Raw genomic sequence first — 22,137 nt, 5'->3', positions numbered from 1 at the left:
ATAAAAAACTGCCTTGCATAAATTAATGCAAGGCAGTTTTTTTAATGTTTACTTTGACAACTTTGACAAATACCATGAAAAGTTAAGCGATGATCTTTGACTAAAAAATGATACCGACTTTCAACAATTTGCTCTACTTCACCAAGCAAGTCTTCTTCCACTTCCTCAATTGTGCCACATTCTAAGCATAACAAATGGTGGTGAAAGTGTTTTGCGCCTTCTTTTCTTAAATCATAGCGAGCTAAACCATCGTTAAAGCTCACTTTATCAACGACTTTTAAGTCTGTTAAAATTTCTAGCGTTCGATAGACTGTTGCTAGACCAATTTCCGGACTTTTTTGTTTTACCAAGAAGTAAATTTCTTCTGCTGATAAATGATCTTTTTCATTTTCCAATAATACAAGTACGGTTGCTTCCCGTTGTGGTGTTAATTTAAAGCCTGATTCATGTAATTGTTTTTTTGTCTTTTTTAAAGCAGCAGTCGAATCCATTATTACAGCTCCTTGTTTAGAATGATTACAAATTAAGAAACTTAATTTATCAATCAAATTAAAATAATTATAAAAGAAATAACTGTAATTTGCAAGATATTCTCAATTAGCTACCTTAATTTTTTTCTTTTGATTGTTCCAACGAGCCAATTAGAATTGTTTTACCATCTTCTTGTTTAATTAATTTTTGTTTCATTAAATGGCCTAAGGCGCGTTTAAATTGAGCTTTACTAATGCCAAAGGTTTGTTTAATTTCATCAGGGCTTGATTTATCGGTGAAAGGAATTTGGTGATCGTTTGCTCTTTCTAAGAAAGTTAGAATCATTAACGCATCATCGCTGATTACTTCATGACTTCTTGGTTTTAATGAAAGATTCAATACGCCGTCCGGCCGCACGCCAATCACACGCCCCACTACTTTTTCACCTAAACGTGGTTCCTGGAATCGTTCAGAAGGATGGATAAATCCAATGTATAAATCATCAGTTAAAATATACGTTCCTGCAAGTTTCAGACGATACACATGCCCGGTTAAGTTTTGGTTTTGCATTTCAGCATTCCCACGTTTTGCCATTGCTTTAAAGACTTTTTCATCTGCTAATTCGCCCCAAATGCGGTCTTTACTGTCCACTTTTAAAGTAACCATTACTCGGTCTTCTTTTTTAGGCCAAAGTTCCCGCATAGTTGGTAATTCATCCAACGAAATAACGACATCTTTATCTGGTAAGCCAACGTCTACAAAGACACCTAAATCACGTCTCGTTCCTGTGACAGTACCAAAGCCATAGCTACCAATGCGCACAGTAGGAATTGTAGTTGTCAGTGCTGGCTCTTGTTTTTGATTTAAATAACCAAACCCTTCTACAGCCTCCCCTATAGCATGCGTACCTTCTTCTTTTTTTAAACGGAATGTGATGCCATTTTTTTGAACAAAATAAAATTGTTCATTTTCATCGACCACAATGCCGGTAAATGTTGTTGCTAGTAATTCTCTCATTTATCATTAACTCCTCAAGGAAAATCAATCGAACAAAAGATTTCCGCTTTTGTTCGATTGTTTCTATTTTCTTTTATTGCCCTGCATTACGAGAAGCGTTCCCTTTGAACCAACCTGTTTTAGCATTGATTGTAACTAAATACATGTGAACATTTTTCTCTGTAGTGCCTTCTAATAATTTTGATTGATTGTTTGTTGCATAAAGATTGTAGTAACCTTCGCCATTCACAATTTTGGCAGGTTCTAAAGAATATCCGCCAGGAACCACATAGCCACGAGCAATCACTGTGTCTAAGACTTTTTCTTTCACACCTGGTGCCCATGTCCACGCTGGATTGCTACTATCAGCGATATCGGCAGCATCTGGCGCATAAAGCGGACTAGTGTAAACCCCGTCACTATTCGGCGCCGTGTAGCCATTCGCTTCTGTTTTTGCTGTTTCTTCCTTCTTAGCGTCCTCTTTTTTTGCGGCAGCAGCTTGTTTCGCTTGTTCTTCTGCTTGTTTTGCTTGCTCTGCGGCAGCTTGTTCTTCTGCAATTCTTTTCTGTTCTTCTTCAACCTTGGTTAACGCTTGGTCAGCTGTCGTGACTTGTTTGACCAGTTCTTTTTTCAGCTTATCACTTGTTACTTTATCTACTTCTGCCTTAGCAGCTTGATACGTGTCTCGATTCAGCTGATTGGTAGTTTTTCCATCTTTATAAATGACCTCAACCGCTTTTTTAGCTTTTTGTAATTGGTTGTATTGTTGGTTCGCTTGATCGATTGCTTGGATCATCAATTGGTCAAATGGATCATTTCCTGTTAATTTCTTTACGGAAATTGGTTGATCAGCAGCTAGAATCGCCGGTTTCAACTCATTGCCATTGACAATCGGCGCCTCAAATAATTGGTTGATTTGTTGAATGGTTTGTTGCTTCTCTTTCAATGTTTGAATTTGTTTATTTAATTGAGAATACTCTTCTGAATCTTTAATTTCCGCGACTTGTTTTGAGAGTTTTTCTGGACTAACAGTCACCATATCGGGTTTAATAAAAACTTGCTCCTTCGTGGTATAAAAGGCTGCTAGTTCATCTTTCAGCGTATCTGTTTTCTTGGTTAGTGCCGCCGCCTCTTGCGCGGCAGCTTTTTGCGTTTGATCATGATACGCCCAAGCACTACCTCCAGCTAATAAAACAACCGCAAGCGCAACGAAAACTACTTTTTTTGATGGTTTCTTCGGAGCAGGCGCTGGTTGAGCATTCCCAGTTTCATTCATCGGTGGTATCACACCTGAATCTGAAACTTTTCCCTCGGTTGCATCAGCGTCGCTCGGTGCCTCTAGCGACGCTGCACTTGTTAACCCTTCTTCAGAATCTGAAATGGATTCAGTTGGTGTTTCGGCTTGGGTTAATACTGCCTCACCGCTGTTTTCTAACTCTTGGGTCTCTGCTGTTTCTTCTGATGGATTTTCAGACATTTCTGTATCTGCTCGATGCGCTTGAATATAAGCTTGCAAAGTTTCGTTTGGTGTTACATCTTGATCTTCTATCGGTGGTTGTGAAAAAATTTCTTCTTCAGAAGTGGTAGAGATAACTTCAGTTCCTGAAATCTCTGTTAAAGCTTCCTCTTCTGACTTCACCGTCTCAGATACCTCAGCTGTTTCTGCTTCAACAGTAGTTGTTTCTTCCGTTGTTTCTTCCGTTGTTTCTTCCGTTGTTTCTTCTGTTGTTTCCTCTAAATTAACTGCTTCGTCCGTTGCTAGTTTTTCTTCTGTTGAATGAGTAGGCGTCTCTTCTGTCGCTGGTATCGACTCCTCCACCGAATCATGAGTCTCCTCACTAGCCCCTTCTTGAAGCGATGCTTCTAGACCAGAAACATCCTCTGAATCAGAGACTATTAAGTTATCTTCTGTCGACTCTTCTTTTTTGTCATCATTACTTTCTTCTTCTGGTGATTCGCCAAACAGTTCCATCACATGGCCTAAGCTCATATCTTTTAACTCAGACCACTCAATATTCTCATTTAATTGATCTTCGTGTTCTTCATTTTCCTGTGTTTCAAAATCTATATTTGTTGAAGTCGTTTCCGCTTCTTCTTTATCAACTGTTGTGTCAGTTAGTGAATAGCCACATGTTGGGCAGGTCGTTAATTCTGCATCGAATTCGTTCCCGCACTTCGGACATTTTTTTGTCATTCTTCCGCCTCACATTCTGCTAATATTCCATTACTTCTAATTTACCACAACTTGCGCCTTCTTCCAATAACTAGCAATGACATTTAGAGACTTTTTAAAAATCAAAAGCGGCTCTTCTCGCATGCACGAAAAGAGCCGCTAAACGGTATGTTTATTCTAAAAAGTCTTTTAATTGTTTTGAACGAGAAGGATGTCTTAGTTTTCTTAACGCTTTTGCTTCAATTTGACGAATACGTTCGCGAGTGACACCGAAAACTTTTCCGACTTCTTCTAGCGTACGTGTCCGACCATCATCTAAACCAAAACGTAAACGTAAAACATTTTCTTCACGGTCTGTTAAAGTATCCAGAACATCTTCTAGTTGTTCTTTTAACAATTCGTAAGCTGCATGTTCAGCAGGACTGGTAGCATCTTGGTCTTCAATGAAATCACCTAAATGTGAATCATCTTCTTCACCAATTGGTGTTTCTAAAGAGACTGGCTCTTGTGCGATTTTTAGGATTTCACGAACTTTTTCTGTTGGTAAATCCATTTCCGCACCAATTTCTTCTGGCGTTGGTTCTCTACCTAAATCTTGCAATAGTTGGCGTTGAATCCGAATCAATTTATTGATTGTTTCAACCATGTGAACAGGAATTCGAATCGTTCTAGCTTGGTCCGCAATTGCCCGCGTAATCGCTTGACGAATCCACCAAGTAGCATACGTAGAGAATTTGAATCCTTTACGGTAGTCAAATTTTTCAACAGCTTTCATTAAGCCCATATTACCTTCTTGAATTAAATCCAAGAATTGCATACCACGACCTACATATCGTTTGGCAATTGAAACAACCAAACGTAAGTTAGCTTCTGCTAAACGTTGTTTTGCTTCTTGATCGCCTTCTTCAATTTTAAGTGCCAATTCAACTTCTTCTGCGGCAGTTAATAATTGAACGCGCCCAATTTCTTTTAGGTACATACGCACGGGATCATTAATTTTAACACCTGTTGGCGCAGATAAGTCTTCTGCTTGGGCCTTTTCCGCTTCTTTTTCATCTTTTTTCAAGCTATGTTCACTTGGGTCTCCATTTTCATCGACCACGCTGATACCAGCATCTTCAACTTTTTGGATCAATTTTTCCATAGCTTCTGCATCCAAAGTATACGGTGTGGCTAATTGATTCGCTAAATCATCATAAACCACTGTTCCTTTAGGCTTGTTTTCTTTGATAAATGCTGCCACTGCAGCTTCATATTTTTTACTTGTTTCTTTTTCCATGAAAGAAGGCCCCCTTCATTTTTCGGTTCACGCTTGAAATAACTGATAAATCACTGGGACTTATCAAAATAAAATGAACAAAACGCTTAGTTCTATTCATTATATTGCTTAAGTAAATGTTCGTTGAGCTTTAAGCTGTCGAGCCAATTGGATAATCTCCATTGTTAATTCGGCTTCAAGCTGTTGGTTGCCCACTCGTTTTGCTTCTTGCTGTTGAATCTTTTTCTGCTCAATTGCCTCTGCAATACTTGATAAGGCAATTACATGTAATAAATCGGCAACTTCTCGCTCAGAGCTTTCTTCCGATAAATTCTGATACGCAATTTCAATTGCTAATTGTTTGGTTTGATTATCTTGCAAGAAATTAATAAAATCGGCAATGTCGAAACTTTGATGCAGTGTCGCATAACTTTCTAGCAAGAAATATAATTCTTGGTATTCATCATGAGCGAATGAAAAATCTGGCAATTGTTGAATGGTTTGCCGTACTCCTTGTTCATTCATTAAACGAAATAATAAAGAACGTTCTGCTTTTTGAACTTGGGTTAACGGTAACTTGTTCTGGACGTGATTCTCTTCAAAAACAGGTTCTTCCATTGGTGGTGGCATCATTTCATCTTGATAAAATTGTTGCCTTTCTTGCCGTTGGACTGAACGTTGCTCTTGCTTCAATTGATTGAATTGTTCTTCTAAACTATGAACAGAAAGTTGAAATTCCTGAGCAATTTGGTTTAAATAACGATCACGTTCCAAGGGAGATTGAACATTGGTTAACTCCCGTAACAATTCGTTCACATAATCCAATTGTTCTTTTTCGTTATTCATGTTTCTAGTTAACCGATGATAATTCATTTTAAAACTAAAAACTGTTTCTCGGCCATGATTGGCTAAATTTTGAAAAGCTTCTGCGCCATATTTCCGCACATATTCATCAGGATCCAGCTTTTCAGGGATGCTGACAATACTCAAGTCAAAATGACTGTTTTCTTGCAATAATTGAATCGCACGGTTTGTGGCTTGAACACCGGCATTATCGCCATCGTAACAAATAACTACTTCCTTAGCGACCCGTTCCAAACGCCGAATTTGTTCATTGGTCAAACTAGTCCCCATTGAAGCCACCCCGCTTTTTACGCCTGATTGCCAAGCAGCGATAACATCCATGAATCCTTCAAAAAGCAAGACTGTATTTTCTTTACGAATTTCTTTTCTGGCTTTATCAAAGTTAAACAGCGTTTCTCGCTTATTAAAAAGTGTTGTTTCAGGACTATTCAAGTATTTAGGCATCTCATCCCCTGGAAAATCAGCTGTTTTTAACAAGCGACCAGAAAAGGCGATGACATTGCCTTGGGGATCATTAATTGGAAACATGATTCGTTGATAGAAACGATCCAAAAACGTACCGTTATCTCTTTGGACAAACAGCCCAGAAGGCTCAAAAAGCGTTTCATCCAGTTGTTCATTTTTAAAAACTTGACTTAAGAAATCACGTTTTTGCGGCGCAAATCCAATTTGAAAGGTCTCAATTAGTTCTTGTGTTAACCCCCGCTCTAATAAATAGTTTAATGCGGGTTCGCCAATTTTAGTATTCACTAAAATATGATGGTAAAGTTCTGCGGCTTTACTATGCAGTTGTAACAAACTCCGTCTTTGTTGGTTTTCTGGGGTATCCGCTACTTCACGCGGCTCTGACCAATCAAAGTCCACAGATAAATGTTCCAAATCTGCAACACGTTTCACGGATTCTGGAAAACTAATGCCTTCAATTTCTTGCAAGAAATTAAAAACAGTTCCACCTTTCCCGCAGCCAAAACAGTGAAAAATTTGTTTGTCTTCTGCTACTGAAAATGAAGGGGAACGTTCTTCGTGAAACGGACATAAACCCATATAATTTTTACCGGATTTTTTTAACTGGACATACTGCCCAATAATATCTACTATATTCGTTCGGTGACGAACTTCCTCAATGACTTCCTGAGGAATGCGTTGTGCCATTGTCCTCACCTCCTAAGAATAGCATTGTGCTAACTCATGTGATTGACCGTTTAAAAAACGCACTGTCATTTCAGTGCGAATTCCAATGGACACATTTACACATGATTTATTGTATCACATAATCGCTGTTTTTCAAGTATCTTGTTTCAACTCAACAAAAAAAGAAAGTATCTAGGACAAAAGTCATCCTGACTCCTGCCCCAGACACTAACTCTTAAAATAATCAGTTAAACATCAAGCTTGCTCCGACTTCCTTCAAGATTTAAAGAAGAACTGCATTTCTGGAGACGAATGCTTTTAGCTCAACCTCTGCTTTTTATAAATCTTTAATTGTTTTTCCAGCACGTTTCATTTGTACGAAACCAATTGTTACACGCACTACAATATTAATGGCCATCATAATAAAGAAGAGACCCATTGTTTGCGAAGTTAAGAAACCAATTTCTAAAATGTTGTGGAATAACATAGCTGCTACATAAATACCAATAATGGTACTGAAAACCAAGAAAATGCGTAATGGATTTAAAGGCAGACATGCTCGAACAACAGCCATACAGCTAATTCCAACTAATAAATAATACATTAACGTCGTGGTGTCTAAAGAAGAAAATCCTTGATTTTGTCCAATCAGATAAACAGCAATGATATTCGCTACAACTAAAAGCGCATTAACAGACGCATTTTTCAAAGCCGTTGGTAAAAACTTCCCGACAACTTTTCGTTTGTCCCCTTCGAAAGATAAGAAGAAAGCAGGATATCCTTCAATTGCTAAATCAATCAAGGTCACTTGAATCGGAATGAACGGGAACGCAATGGCCGTTAAGGCACAAATGATTGAGAGAATAAACGAATAAATCGTTTTAATGAAGAAAACGCTGGAAACTCGGGTTACATTATTTACCACACGTCGTCCTTCAAACAAGACATCTGGTAACGTTGTAAAATCAGAATCTAGCAAAACTAGATTAGAAATTTGCCGAGTAGCGCCATCTCCTTCTGCCATGGCGATACTACAATCCGCTTCTCGTAACGCTAAAACATCGTTGACGCCATCGCCGGTCATCGCCACCACATGCTCTGTGTCTTTCAACTCACGCACAATGGTTCGTTTTTGCTGAGGCGATACACGTCCGAACACTGTGTATTGCTGAACTGCTTCACGCACTTCTGCTTCTGTCGTTTTGGTCGACAAATCAATATAAGACTCATAACCGGGTAGCCCGGCACGACGAGCAATATTTGAAACAGTCACCGGATTATCACCAGAAATTACTTTTAAGTCGATTCCTTCTTCTTTTAGATAAGCCAGTGTTTCTTTGGCATTTTGGCGAATTGGATCGTCAATTTCTAGAATTGCTAATGGCTCTAAATAAGGCATTTTGGTTTCGTTTAACGGTTGTTGTTCCGCAATGGCTAACATCAAGACGCGATAACCATTCTCTTGTGCTGTAAAAACAGCTTCTGGCAACCGACTATCGTCTACCAAACGCTCAGGAGCCCCTAAATAAACTGTCCCAATTTCTGGAAATTCAATAGCCCCCCATTTTCGTTCAGAAGAAAAAGCCAAGACTTCTTTTGCGCCAAATCGATTGGATACTTCATAATGATCACGAATTGCTTGCATTGTAATATTATTATCCGTACTTTCAGATAGGTAGCTTCCGATAATCTGCGGGAAGAGTTCTTCATATTTGTCATGCAAGATAATCGCCTTTTGCACTTTCATTTTACCTTCTGTAATCGTTCCAGTTTTATCTAAACACAAAGTGTCCACATGGGCCAATGTTTCAATTGAGTACATATCTTGTACTAGAATACGTTTTTTGGCTAACTTAATGACACCTGTTGTCAGCGCAATACTAATTAATAGTACTAATCCTTTTGGTAACATCCCTAACAAAGCAGCTGAAGAAGCAACAACAGATGTTTTAATGCCAGCATCTCTTAGCCAAAAAGCTTCAACAAATAAAATAATCCCTAGAGGAATAATCACCCAACTTGTAAATTTAGAGACTTTACGAATCGAATTGACTAACTCTGATTGAATTGGTTTATGCACTTTAGCTTCTTGGGTGATTTTCACAGCATAGTTTTCGGCACCAACGTGGATAACACGGGCATAGGCTTGTCCGCTAACAATGAAACTTCCAGAAAGCAAGGTATCGCCGATTTCCTTTTCAATTAAATCTGATTCACCTGTTAACAACGCTTCATTCGCTTCGACTTTACCGTCAATAACTTCCATATCAGAAGGAACTTGTTCCCCTGCAGAGATAATAACAATATCTTCCATAACTAGTTCTTTTGTATCAATTTCTTGTTGTACGCCATTTCGAACAACATGAACATTTTCTTTTGCCACAATAGATAATTTTTGAACTAAATTACGGGCATGAATTTCTTGGAAAATCCCGATTGACATGTTCACAATAATAATCGCTAAGAAAGCCAGATTGGAATACGCTCCGACAAATAGTAAACAAACAGCGATTGCAAAGTTTAAAAAGTTGAATAACGTCATGACGTTATCAAAAATAATATCTTTTGTAGATTTTGCTACATTTTCCTCATAATTATTTTGAAGGCCTAACTCTTTCTGCTTGGCAACTTCTTCTGTACTTAACCCTTTTTTCAGGTCGACTTTATTCAACATCCAGCTCTTTCCCTACCTTTTCAATTAATCAGTTACATCCCTTCTAGTTTACTTGCATTTTCATGAAACTGCAAGAAAAGCCTAAAAAATTCCTGTAAGTTGAAAGAATTCTTTAGACTTTTCTCGTTTTAATTTAACTTTTCAATAAACCAACGATTCATTTTGACAATTTCCGCATAGAACATATTGCCACCATTTTGATAAAGGTAACCACCATTGTAAACTAACGCTTGCCAACGATAATAACGATATTTCGTATTTTGGTCATTTCCTAGCAACGGTGAAAGGACTTCTCTTGAATATTCTTCTGCTAACTCTGTCGTGTGTTTCCCGCCGCGTTCTTTAACAAACTGAATATAATCCAGTCCATAATTATATGCTTGTACGCCTGTCCACTCATCACAGCCAGCTTCTTTTGCTTTCGCTAACGCTTCCGCGAGAAATTTGACGCCATGTGCGATACTTTCCTCTGGTGTTTCAATCACTTCTTGTTGTCCATAAACACTTTCACTGCTCTGCATAATATCGCCAGATTTCCCTTTAGATTCTGTATAGATAATCGCTAAAGCTAATGTTTTGTATTCAGGTATTTTATTTTTTTTGACTTCTGCTTCTACTTGTTTTTCAAAGGTCATTACCGTTTCAACATTTTGATGTATTTTATAGCCAAGATAGCCAAGACCAGCAACTAAACCAACAAACAAAAGTAGCATGATTTTATAAATTATTTTTCTTACTCTACGCATCGAATCATCCAAACTTTTTCTTTTAAGATACGTTCTATGTTACTTGAAATAACTGAAAAAAGCGAAGTTTTTGTTACTTCTTTAGTTTTATTTAATAAAAGTAACTTTTTTGTGAACAAACCGTAACTTCGCAAGATTGAACGTTTTCACCTAGAATAGAATAACAAGTAATTTTATCGAATTTCATCAAAAAAAGGGCTGCCTTACGGCTAGCCCTTTTTTACTTTTATTTTACGGTAACATTTCCGATTACATCATTCATTGAAGTCGTTTGACCTGCTTTTTGTAAATCGTATTGAGCAACAATATCTTGATTTGTGAAAACAACAATTAAATCTGATTTTTTGCCAGCTTGTTCTAATGCCGCTAAATCAATGGTTGCAATTTTATCGCCTTGTTTTACAACTTGGCCTTCTTCAACATGTAATGTAAATGGTCCACCTTGTAACTCAACAGTATCTAGACCCATGTGTAATAATACTTCAATGCCTGAATCTGTTTGGATACCTAACGCATGTTTTGTTGGGAAAATGCTAGTAATTTTACCAGCAACGGGTGTTGAAACTTCGCCGTCTGTTGGTACGACAGCAAAACCGTCACCCATCATTTTTGCTGAGAAAACATCATCTGGTACTTCAGAAATAGGAATAACTTTCCCATTCGCTACAGAATATAATTCAGTTTCTTTCGTTGAAACTGGTGCTTTTTCTTCAACAACTGATTGAGAAACAGGTGTTTCTTTGACTGGTGTTGCTGGCGCTTGGTGGTTATATAATCGTTGCATTTCGTCAGCAACAAATTGTACTTCCGTACCAACGATCACTTGGATATTGGTGTCATCAATGACTTTCACACCAGGAACCCCAGTTGCTTTAATTTTTGCTTGATCCACTTTGCCTGTATCTTTCACTGTTAAGCGTAAACGAGTTGTACAGTTATCAATAGAAGTTACATTAGCATCAGCGCCTAAACCATCATAAATACGACGAGCTAGAGAAGCAAATTTGTTGTCACCTTCTGCAACATCTGGCGTTTCTTCGCCATCGCCTTCTTCACGTCCTGGTGTCATTAAGTTAAACTTAGTGATTGCAAAACGGAAACCGAAGTAGTAAATTGCTGCAAAGACAAGTCCTTGAACCACCAACATCATTGGATGATTCGCGACTGGGTTTTTCAAACTTAAGAAGAAGTCTACAAAACCTGCACTAAAGGCAAAGCCAGCTGTCCAATGCATAAACGCAGCGAATGCTAAAGAAATACCTGTAAAGACCGCATGTAAAACATATAAAGGCCAAGCAACGAACATAAATGAGAATTCTAAAGGTTCAGTAACGCCTGTAAAGAAAGCCGCAAAACCAGCAGCTAACATTAATGAAGCTGTAACTTTTTTCTTCTCAGGACGTGCACATTGATAAATAGCAAAAGCACCTGCTGGTAAACCGAACATCATTACTGGGAAGAAACCAGCTTGGTACATCCCTGTTTGTCCTACAATTGCTTTACCAGTATCTAACGCTTGTTGACCAGCTAAAAAGTTCCCAATATCATTGATACCAGCAACATCAAACCAGAAAACAGAATTCAAGGCATGGTGTAATCCTGTTGGAATTAATAGTCGGTTAAAGAAACCATACAAGCCAGCTCCTACGAAACCTAAGCTAGAGATTCCTTTACCAAATGCAACTAATCCGTTATAAACAACTGGCCAGAAGAAGAATAAGACAGCTGAGATTGCTAACATCGAAATAGCTGACATAATAGGAACTAAACGTTTTCCACTAAAGAATGATAAAGCCATTGGCAATTTCACACCAGAGAAACGATTATACATTGCCGCGGCAACTAAACCAGCGACAATCCCGACAAAGACATTGTTGTCCATGCTGTTGAAGGCTGGGTTTACTTCAGCAATATCCTTGAAGCCTTTAATGGCTTGGATAGAAGCAGGCGCTAAAACAGTTTTTGGCACTAAATAAGCGACTAAACCAGCTAATGCTGCCGATCCATCTTTATCTTTTGACATTCCTAACGCTAAACCAACCGCAAATAATAATGCTAAGTTGTTTAAGATAGCCAAACCACCATTCATTAGAAAAGTTGTGGCTGGACTAGCACCGATTGTTCCCACGATCCAGTTAGCAATACCGACTAATAAAGAAGCCGCCGGTAATACAGCAACTGGTAACATTAACGAACGTCCCATTCTTTGCATATACGCTTTCATTATACGTAACTCCTCACATAAACTATTTAATTTTTATTATTTGGTCATTCTTAATCGTTCAATGTGAATCGATAAATAACCAAGTTCTTCATTTGGTACTTGATAATGAAAATTTCTCATTAATAATACTTGTACTTTTTTTGAGATTTCATAGCTTTCAGCATACTTTTTCTTTACGACTTCCAAAATTTCTTCATCTAAAACAGCGTATTGATTTTGTTGGAAGCGATGAATAAACAAACGTAAATGATTCACCAAACGTGAATAACTGAGACTATTTTTATCATCATGAATATCAATAGCCAATTCCTGCTCGATTAAATGAATAATTTCAGAAACGATTGTAACTTCACGGATACTTTTACTATTATCAGTACGCCCGCTGCGAGCACTATGGATATGAATCGCAATATACCCCGCTTCATCATAACTAAATGGAATCTCTAAGGTTTGTGTTAAATATTCTACAGCCCATTGAGCAATAGCAAATTCTTCACTATATAAAATCTCAATTTCACTTAAAAGCTTGTTCCGAACAATAATATTATTTTGAATATTTTCAGCTGCAAAAGCAATGTGATCACTCAACCCAATATTAATATGTTCATTCAACTTTTCACCCAATACCGTTTCAGCATGTTGGATAATTTCTTCACTCGCTAAAAAGTATTTGTCTTCAATTTGTGATAGCAGTACTTGAAGTTTTTTCAGTCCTTCTGGCTCCATCACAAACATCCGCTCCACCAATTGTCGAGATAAGACATCATTTTTAGTCTTATTAAACCCGACGCCTTTACCGACAGCTACTTTCTCCTGTCCTTCGTCAAGAACAAGTACAGCATTTTGATTTAGCACCTTTTTAATTTTCATAAATGACCCTCTTCTGCAGAAGTAATTCTAACATTTTCAGTGAAAACAACAAAAAAAGCATAGAACAATCCCGTTAAACATGTTGCGTAACCATTGTACACCACATTGTATTACGAAATTCTTCCATGCCTAGTATTATCTAGTCACATGAAAACGCTATTCATTTGTTAACAGTGCTTATTCTAACGAGTATCATTATTTTTGTCAACCTTTTTCAATTATTTTTTTATTAATTGTTGACTATTAACAAAAAAGAAGCTCTTATCGGAAAAAAAGTACCTTCAGCTAAAGGTACTTTTGTTCACTAATTTATTCTTTATAGGCATACTTATATGTGCTCGTTGCACCGAAGTTATGATACTGAATACCTTTGACACCTGGTCGTACAAGCTGACTACGGGCCTCTTGGTATAAAGGAATTAAAGCGGCATCTTCTTCCACCAATACTTTTTCAGCTTTAATTAATGTTTGCCAACGAGTTTCAGGCTCATTTGCGTATTTAGTTGTTGCTTCTTCAATTAGTTGATCAAACGTTGGGCTAGAATAGTTCATACGGTTACCACTAACTGAGCTTTCTAAGAAAGTCATTGGATCCTGATAATCGGGTCCCCACATGCCAACAGACAATTCATAATCCCCTTTTCTCATTAATTCAATTGCATTATTTAAAGGAACTGTTTTGACATTAATAGTGAGACCAGGCAACGTTTCTTGTAACTGGCCTTGGATAAATTCAGCAACTTTTCGGTCACTATCACCATCTCTTGAAAGAAGTTCAATGGCTACATCTCCGTTTAGCTCTGCTTTTGCTTTATCTAAATACTCTTTGGCTTTTTTGGCGTCTGTTTTGACAAGAGCGCCTGCTTCTTGACGAAAATCTTCATTCGTTTCTGGGTTATATACAAATTTTTCTGGAATGTACCCATAAATTTCTTTTGAGCCATCTGCTAAAATATTATCGACTAAACTTTTTTTATCCAAAGCATAAGCTAAAGCTTTGCGGACATTCTCATTTGCAAAAATGGATGGTTTTTCGTTTCTTTTTTGGTTTAAACGTAAGGAATAGACTTTTGACCGTTCGATTGCTTCATAGTCTGGGTTGTCTCGATTTTGTTTAGCAAAATCTCCTGTTAAGACAGCCACATCTAATTCACCTGATTCGTACAAATTATAAACGGTATTGGTTTCTTTAAGAACTTCAAAATGAATCGTTTCTGATTTTACTTTTTCTTTATCGTAATAGTAGGGATTACGCACAAAATCCCACGACATCGCTGACTGATCCCAATTTTTCATTAAAAACGGACCATTAGATACAATCATTTCACTAGAAGTGCCATAGGCTTGTCCTTTTTCTTTCACGAATGCTTCGTTTTGTGGGAAAAATGGAGAAAATGCCAATAACGACGTAAAATATGGTACAGGCTTTTCTAAAGTAACCTCCAAAGTATAATCATCAAGCGCTTTGACACCCAATTCCTCTGGTGCTTTTTCCTCTTTTGTAATAGCTGTTCCGTTCAGAATCGTTCCTTCTAACAAGAAAAAGTAATTGGCTTGGTTTTTGGGATTCGCTAATTTACGCCAAGCAAAAACGAAATCATTGGCTGTTACAGCATCACCATTGGACCACTTGCCATCTTCTCTTAGTTTAATGGTATATCGTTTGCCATCCTCAGAAATTTCTGGCATCTCTTTAGCAGCAGCAGGTATTAGTTGATCTTTTTCATCCAATTGATATAACCCTTCAAAGACATTGGACTGTGCGTTAATACTGGCTTCATCTTGTGTAAAAATAGAATCCATTGAACCGATTTCCGAGTTCTCCATTAAATTTAAAACTTTTTTCGAGACACTGGTTTTCTCAGTTGCTTTCTCGTCTATTTTTGTTTCTGCTGTTGTGCCACAACCTACCAAGACCGTACTAACAAATAACATAATCCCCATCATTTTTAACTTTTTCATACTATTCCCCCTATGTGTCAATCAAACGGCAACTCTTCCATGGAAAGCCGTTCTTGCGAAACTATCAAGCATGCGTAGGGCAAGCCCTCATTTTCGTACTCAAATTCTCCCCGCTGGTTGTCAATTGGGTCTGCACGCAATTGCATTTTTGCCGGCTGAAAGTCTGCCTGGATCTCACTATTTGCGACCATTCTAAAAACATCTAAATTGCCGAAATAATGATTCCACCGCTGTCTATCCCCGTCTCGGTAAGCACCTCCGCCAAAAGACAAATCCGCAAAGAGCCAGCCGTACGGTTTTATATAAAATTGTGCCCAATCATGACAGCCTGTATAATGTGTAGAAACATATAATCCCGATTGCCATTTGGCTGGTATCCCTGCAATCCGACAAAGCGTGATAAACAAAATCGCTTGCACGCCGCAGTCACCTTTTAAATTAGTTGCGGCATACTCTGAAATATTGGAAATTGTAAAATATTCACGCATGAAAGAATAATGAATCTTTGTCGTCACAAAGTCATAAATCAAGCGTGCCTTTTTTAAGGGATTACTTTCATCGCCCACAATCTCATCTGCTAAATTTCTTAAATAAGGCGTGAATCGAATATGCGGTAAATGTTCCTCTAAATCAAAGCTTGGTTGCATTTTGTCTACGTTATTTTCTTCTAACTGTTGGTAAACCATCCGATTAACATAACAATATTCAACTGTAAACGTTTGATTTTCTTTTAAGATTGTTTCAAAACACAGTGTTCGTTGAGGCGCATCTTCTGCCGCAATATAGGTTGCTTCAGGTGACGTAGCTAGGATTTCAATTTCTGATTGTTGTTGACACGCTTTGGGCAGCGGCAAATGGACACGAACACGCTCACCTGGACGCTCAAATTCTTTTTTCACCTGAATGGTGGCTTTAATTGTTGTTCTCACTTTTCTACCACCGTTTTTTTGCATTTGTTCGATGTTCTCTTTTAGTTCTTTTTTGCGGAGAATTTCTAATTGATTGCTTTCTGCTTCCCGCAAACGTGCAACATATGCCGCATTTGTTTTAATTAAATTGGCCAAAAATCGAAGTTGGAAATACGGTTCACCATCAATATAAACCCAGTCCACTAATCCCGTTTCTTTTAAACGAATTAATTCCTCTGTTTGATAATCCTGAAAAGTATCTCTCATCATTTGATCAGCTTTTGCAAAGCTATGAGGATACTCATTCATACGCATCATTTTAATGACATCTTTTTCAATTATCAAACGTTCTTTTAATGCCTGCGGAAGTTCTTTTGTCAACCAAAAATCAATGGCAATATCCGCACTTGCAAAATCGCCAAATTCTTTCACCCTTTGAATTTCCTCAGGCAAAGGGACACTAAGATACTTTAAATCATACTTCATTTGTTTTACTCCTTTTTTAATGAGAAATGCCTAATCCAGCTGCTTCTCCTAATTCCAATAATGGTTTTGCTTCTAAGGATACGCCCCCAGTTACGGGCGCAGTTTCTAAACCGAATGTCGCATCTAAATCTGCTCGTGTGATATTCTTTTGAGCAGCAGCTAAATGGGCAGCAGCCGTGATGCCAATGGTTGTTTCTTCCGCCATACACCCAATCATGCATTCGATACCTGCTGTTTCACAAATCTGATTAATCTTCAGCGCTTCATGAATGCCACCACACTTCATTAATTTTATATTGATAACATCGACTGTACCTTTTTTAACTAATTCCAACGCATCTTGGGCATCAAAACAGCTTTCATCAGCCATAATTGTCGTATTGACTTGTGAGGTAACGTATTTTAGACCTTCTAAATCGCGTCTTTTAACTGGCTGTTCCACTAATTCAATTTGATAATCTGCTAATTCTTGAATCGCTTTAACTGCATCTTTGGGCGTCCAAGCCTGATTCGCATCTAAGCGGAGCTTGATATCAAAGCCAACTGCTTCACGAATCGCTTTTACTCTTGCGATATCAGCTTCAATTCCTGTTCCGACTTTAATTTTTAATGTATCAAAACCTAGTTTGACTTTTTCGACGGCTTTTTGTGCCATCACATTTGGTTCATCAATACCTAGTGTAATATCCGTTATTACTTGGTTATCATAGCCGCCTAACAATTGATAAAGAGGCAGTTGAGCTTTCTGACCCATCAAATCATAACAAGCAATATCGATTGCTGCTTTTGCCGCTGGAGCGAAAGCAGATATTTTATCCATCACTTCATGAATTTTCTCAATATTAAAGGGGTTTAAGCCAATGATTGCTTGGCCAAATAATTCGATCGTTTCAAGCGTGCCAGCCAACGTTTCACCGGTAATAAAAATGCCTGGCCCTCCTTCTCCATATCCAATAAGTCCCTCTTCTGTTTCAATTTCCACAATTGCACTATCCGCGGATTCAATCGTCCCCAAAGCGATTGTAAATGTTTCTTTCAGCTTGATTTTTGATGCCCTAACATGTACCTGCTTAATTTTCATAAAATCCTCCCTTTGATATTTTCAATTGACTGAAAATTCAGTTTTTTAAAAATATCCAAAAATTAAATTTAGATTGTTATCGATCATTCTAAACTCATTGTTTTCTAATGTCAACAAAATAATGAGATTTTGATTAAAATAAAATGAATTTCGAATTTTATGAGCTTTTTTAATAAATCAGTAAATTCCATGACATGTGAGATACTTCTCATTTACAAACATTCTTAAAAAAGGTATGATAGTAAAGAGGCAACTTGCAAAGGAGTAGAAGACGAATGAGTGAACAACCTCAACAACGTTCAACCGAAGAAGTTGAAGCAATTAAAGAAGATATTTTAACTGCATTAGAAACAGTGATTGACCCTGAATTAGGCATCGATATTGTTAATTTAGGACTAATTTATGAAGTTGAATTTGCAGAAGAAACTGGTGATACTGTCATCAAAATGACCTTAACCACAATGGGTTGTCCGTTAGCAGATGTTTTAACAGAACAAATCCATGGTGTTTTAAAAGATATTCCTGAAGTGAATAATATCGAAGTAAAATTAGTCTGGTACCCTGCTTGGACAACGGATAAAATGAGCCGTTACGCACGAATTGCTTTGGGTATTCGCTAGTTATTTCGAGACTAATGATAAAAAACATATGAAAGAACCGATTGGTCCGTTCTTTCATATGTTTTTTTGTTTGTTTAATTTACTTATTTGAAAAAAACTACCTGATGCCATCAATACTTGGCTTTTTCCAAATTTTTGCTACTGGATGGAAGTCTAATAAAAACTGTAGCTGCGTTCCACCGAAGCCTGACGCTCCAGCAAACATGATATGAAAAGCGAGCCCTCTATCCATAATCAGTACCCTGTATCCAGCACGCCATTTCTTTCATAAAACTGATAACGTTTTTCTCTTTGAGCTTCATTCGCTGCATTTTTGCCAATTTCTTCACTCTCTAAAAGAACCCCCTTAGGATAACGTGTCTTCAATAACGCTAACACGGTTGAGCCTAATCGTTTGTTTCGGTGGTGCTGATCAATTGCAAAGAAAAAGACATAGGTTGCTTCAGGTGCAATTTGACTATTTAACAAAATCCCCACGTTCTCATCCGCCTCTTGAATAACAAACAAATGAAATTTTCCTGCTTGAGAAGACGTCAATAATTGACCAAACGGCAGTCTCTCTTCTTCTGGAAAAGCTTCTATGTAGGTTGCTTCCCAATAGGCTTGATTTTCTTGATTTAATAATGTGAATTGCATAAAAGCTCCTTTCTAAAATGATTGCTTCGTACTAATAACTTTTGTTACTTACATAAGACCTAAAAGTTATTTAAACATGCGACTGGTTAGCCCTATACGCAATTATTTTTTGATACTAATCTAGTAGTTTAATCGTTCTCTGTTCCTGAGTCAATAAAAGAGCACACGATTCGAGACTTTCAACGTTTAGTGAAAAGTCGATTCTTATTTCATTACAACCGATTCACTATTCGCTGCCCTCTTTTTTCTATTCGTTGATTTACTTGAACTAAATATTCATTTATCTCCTCTATATTCTGAGGTAAGATAAACGAGTCTTTTTTCAAATGATTTTTCCATAGCGCTACTGGTTGATACTGTTCATTTAAAAATGGTTGCATCTCATACGTATGAACGTAGCTTTCCCATGAATGAAATGAAGCTAAAAATATCGAAAGTTGTTCTAAAGAATAATCCCAATAATCTTTAAACGATAAGCTTCTTCCGCTGTTAAATCCTAGTGGAACTACTGTAATGTTTCCAATTGAATGGGTAAGTTCGGCAAAACGCTTTAATTGTGGGTCCTGATGAACTCGCTCAAATTTAGTAAAATTGTCGAGAAGGAATTCATTCCATGTATATTTTTTTGGTACAGGATTTGGTAAATAGTCAGGAAAAACTTGGTCAAAATAAGTTAAATATCGGTCCGAAATCACAGCCGATGTCCCGGAATCATGAGGCGGATACTTGCTATTTACTGCAAGCAAATTCTGTTCAGAAGGTTTTTCTAAATAGCTTTCTTGATTTTCCCCAATTACTTCCGCTGGTCTAAAGAAATCGGGATAAACAAGTTGTAACATAATTTTATACGTTGTCCAAAATGAGTTCATAATATCTTTGTGCACGGTCGCCTTCCCAGTTAACTTTAAAAAAACATCCTCCACAACCTCGTACTTTTCAATATGGACATTCGATGTTCTAGCTTTTAAAATATTTTTAACCGGCTGCTGGTGGTCATACTCTTGACCCAAAAGCAACTTCTTTAAATCATCTTTCGCTGAAATTGTCTTAACTGTAATCTCCGCCACTTTGAATAACTCCCATCCTACGATTTTCTCTATATTCTTTTATATTATTATACTAGAAAAACGCTCCCTCCTGCCCTTTTTTAATCAACAAATCAGCAATTAGAAAACACCAACGAAACAGAAGTGCAACACTAGCATGCGAAAAAATGCGATCGGCAACTTATTTTTTAGACACTCTGTGTGTTTCGTATAGTCGAGGCTGGTTGCGTGTATTTTTTTCAAGAAAATTGAGAACAGCTATGGTATAGTCAAAACTACGATTATTTCAAACACGGAGCGACAGTTTATGGAAATGTACCAAGTAATTAGATATTTTTTAAATGAAATGGAGAAAAAGATTTGGCATGCCTTGTTAACATTAGTACTTTTTTGTCTTTATATTTCCATTTTTGATGTGCCTTTTACAATTAAAAATACATTCATCGGCAGACTACTTTTCCCGAAAGCTTTTATGAATGCAGGAAGTGCGAATCTGATTTTTTATTTGATTAGTTTTTTTGGTTTTTTATGGTCAATTTTCATTTTTGCTTATCTATTGAATAAGACACGCCTCAAATTATTAAATAAAACATTTCCTTATCTTTTGGAAATATTAGAAGTCTGTATTTTGCCTTTAGTGATTCTTTTTGCTTACATTTATATTTATTTGCGGGTCCATGGCGAAGGTTTCAGCTATATACGAGAATCTCTTTTACAGCAAGAGTTAACTTATTCAATGAAATGGTTTCTTTGCCTTGGTAGTTTGGCGCCGTTATTTTTCTTTTTAAGCACTTTAAATTTAACTAAACGAGTCAGACAAAAAAAAGACATGGAATCATGAAAATCCATGTCTTTTTTAGTCGGATATTGTTTTTACCGCAGGACAGTTTTCTTCCAAAAATTCAAAAATACTACTGTAATAATTTTCAGGTTCGTAGACACTTGAAGATAAATGTGGTGCTTTAGCAACAATGAGACCTTTTTTTATCCCCTGAGTTGCCGCTAAATTTTCTTCAAACATTGTCATTGGAACAAAGCGATCACCTGTACCGTGAATAAAGAATGTGGGCAACGTATTTTTGTGTAATTGTCTCACGGAAGAAGCAGTTTTCAATTGAAAGCCATAGTTATTTAATGCTAATTGATTAGCAATCGTTAAAATAGGAAAAGCGGGTAAATGAAAAGATTCATGTAGGACATATTTAAATTCATCATAAACAGAAGCATAGCCACAATCCACTATTAATCCGCGGACATTCGTTGGTAACTTTTCACCACTTGCCATCATGACAGTAGCCGCTCCCATGGAACCGCCCACTAAAATAATTTCTGCTTCCATATCAATGGCAAGAACTTCACTAAGCCAACTTAATAAATCTAACCGATCCAGCCATCCCATCCCAATTTTATTCCCTGAACTTTTCCCGTGCGCACGCAAATCGGGAACTAAAACATTGTAGCCTTCTTCTGCAAAACGTAATGCAGTATATGCCATATCGCGTTTTCCGTTTGAACGATAACCATGCACACAAATCGCCCAACGATGGTTATCTGGATAAGGAATAAAGCACCGTGCATACAATGTTTCATCTTTAATTTTCAACCAACGATCTTCAGCAAAAGGCTCTGTCCAAAAAGCTTCGCCTTCTTGTTTTTGTTGTTCTTCTATTTTAGTATATCTTGTTTCTCGTTCTTGAAAATTATCAGGATTTAATAACCGATGCCCTTTTTTATGATACCAAGGGTTGTCTTTAAGCAACGCGATTTTCAAAAAATAATTGGCAATGTAAACAGAAAAAACAACGCCAATCATTGCAAAAATGATCAGTAACCCGAGGAGCCATTTCATCTGCAAATCACACCCTCTTCTAAAGTATTTCCTTCTTCATTTAATATACTATGGATTTTTCATTTCTGAAAGAAATCACCCTTACATTTTGTTATTTTTTGAAAAAAAGCAGCCGGCTCAAAAAGAGGCGGCTACTTTTAAT

At 37.2% G+C, this 22,137-nt stretch carries 16 protein-coding genes and 1 pseudogene; 2 read left to right on the top strand and 15 right to left on the bottom strand.

The genetic code is table 11. The features are described 5' to 3' along the window. Window positions 1-41 precede the first annotated feature (41 nt). The 12 genes from IGL32_RS05915 to IGL32_RS05860 all read right to left on the bottom strand — a co-directional run bounded on the left by IGL32_RS05915 (window position 42) and on the right by IGL32_RS05860 (window position 17,844). Entirely contained in the window at window positions 42-491 is a 450-nt protein-coding gene (locus IGL32_RS05915; protein WP_002357640.1) for a Fur family transcriptional regulator, read from the bottom strand. A 115-nt stretch (window positions 492-606) separates the two neighbouring features. Beyond that, on the bottom strand, window positions 607-1,488 hold the full coding sequence (locus IGL32_RS05910; protein WP_002361792.1) for a CvfB family protein: 882 nt from the start codon (window positions 1,486-1,488) through the stop codon (window positions 607-609). A 73-nt stretch (window positions 1,489-1,561) separates the two neighbouring features. Beyond that, complete coding sequence (locus IGL32_RS05905; RefSeq protein ID WP_430600114.1) at window positions 1,562-3,661, bottom strand: cell division site-positioning protein MapZ family protein; 2,100 nt, start codon at window positions 3,659-3,661, stop codon at window positions 1,562-1,564. A 151-nt stretch (window positions 3,662-3,812) separates the two neighbouring features. After that, a complete protein-coding gene (rpoD, locus tag IGL32_RS05900; RefSeq protein WP_002360364.1) occupies window positions 3,813-4,919 on the bottom strand; it encodes an RNA polymerase sigma factor RpoD in 1,107 nt (368 codons plus the stop codon). Window positions 4,920-5,027: 108 nt separating this feature from the next. Then, window positions 5,028-6,914 carry a DNA primase gene (gene dnaG / locus IGL32_RS05895; protein ID WP_002363929.1) on the bottom strand — a complete coding sequence of 629 codons (1,887 nt, stop codon included), beginning with the start codon at window positions 6,912-6,914 and terminating at the stop codon, window positions 5,028-5,030. A gap of 316 nt (window positions 6,915-7,230) precedes the next feature. After that, a complete protein-coding gene (locus tag IGL32_RS05890) occupies window positions 7,231-9,567 on the bottom strand; it encodes a cation-translocating P-type ATPase (RefSeq protein ID WP_002382307.1) in 2,337 nt (778 codons plus the stop codon). A gap of 128 nt (window positions 9,568-9,695) precedes the next feature. After that, the gene (locus IGL32_RS05885) at window positions 9,696-10,313 is read right to left on the bottom strand and encodes a lysozyme family protein (protein WP_002357646.1); all 618 of its coding nucleotides are present in this window, start codon (window positions 10,311-10,313) and stop codon (window positions 9,696-9,698) included. Between the two features lie 226 nt (window positions 10,314-10,539). Then, a complete protein-coding gene (gene nagE / locus IGL32_RS05880; protein WP_002371849.1) occupies window positions 10,540-12,537 on the bottom strand; it encodes an N-acetylglucosamine-specific PTS transporter subunit IIBC in 1,998 nt (665 codons plus the stop codon). A gap of 36 nt (window positions 12,538-12,573) precedes the next feature. After that, entirely contained in the window at window positions 12,574-13,407 is an 834-nt protein-coding gene (locus IGL32_RS05875; protein WP_002357655.1) for a PRD domain-containing protein, read from the bottom strand. A 309-nt stretch (window positions 13,408-13,716) separates the two neighbouring features. After that, window positions 13,717-15,369 (bottom strand): peptide ABC transporter substrate-binding protein, encoded by a 1,653-nt coding sequence (locus IGL32_RS05870; RefSeq protein ID WP_002382306.1) that lies wholly within the window; start codon window positions 15,367-15,369, stop codon window positions 13,717-13,719. A gap of 17 nt (window positions 15,370-15,386) precedes the next feature. Next, on the bottom strand, window positions 15,387-16,763 hold the full coding sequence (locus IGL32_RS05865; RefSeq protein WP_156210038.1) for a transglutaminase-like domain-containing protein: 1,377 nt from the start codon (window positions 16,761-16,763) through the stop codon (window positions 15,387-15,389). Window positions 16,764-16,779: 16 nt separating this feature from the next. Beyond that, window positions 16,780-17,844, bottom strand: a complete 1,065-nt coding sequence (locus IGL32_RS05860; RefSeq protein ID WP_010707601.1) for a dipeptide epimerase — start codon at window positions 17,842-17,844, stop codon at window positions 16,780-16,782. A 275-nt stretch (window positions 17,845-18,119) separates the two neighbouring features. On the opposite strand from IGL32_RS05860, the gene IGL32_RS05855 reads away from it, so the two are divergent. Further along, window positions 18,120-18,464, top strand: coding sequence for a metal-sulfur cluster assembly factor (locus tag IGL32_RS05855; protein WP_002357660.1), 345 nt, complete (start codon window positions 18,120-18,122; stop codon window positions 18,462-18,464). 97 nt (window positions 18,465-18,561) lie between these two features. Here IGL32_RS05855 and IGL32_RS05850 read toward each other — a convergent pair. Together IGL32_RS05850 and IGL32_RS05845 are read right to left on the bottom strand one after the other, a co-directional pair. Further along, window positions 18,562-19,100 (bottom strand): annotated as a pseudogene (locus IGL32_RS05850) (GNAT family N-acetyltransferase). Between the two features lie 212 nt (window positions 19,101-19,312). Continuing rightward, entirely contained in the window at window positions 19,313-20,167 is an 855-nt protein-coding gene (locus IGL32_RS05845) for a hypothetical protein (protein ID WP_173963525.1), read from the bottom strand. Between the two features lie 286 nt (window positions 20,168-20,453). Here IGL32_RS05845 and IGL32_RS05840 point away from each other — a divergent pair, with 286 nt between their 5' ends. After that, entirely contained in the window at window positions 20,454-20,987 is a 534-nt protein-coding gene (locus tag IGL32_RS05840) for a hypothetical protein (protein ID WP_002360384.1), read from the top strand. 15 nt (window positions 20,988-21,002) lie between these two features. On the opposite strand, the gene IGL32_RS05835 is transcribed toward IGL32_RS05840, so the two are convergent. Beyond that, a complete protein-coding gene (locus IGL32_RS05835; protein ID WP_016633899.1) occupies window positions 21,003-21,995 on the bottom strand; it encodes an alpha/beta hydrolase in 993 nt (330 codons plus the stop codon). Window positions 21,996-22,137: the final 142 nt, after the last annotated feature.

Origin of the sequence: Enterococcus sp. AZ035 (assembly GCF_050548325.1) — a bacterium.
GTDB lineage: Bacteria > Bacillota > Bacilli > Lactobacillales > Enterococcaceae > Enterococcus > Enterococcus faecalis.
This window is presented reverse-complemented; position numbering and strand designations above follow the sequence as displayed.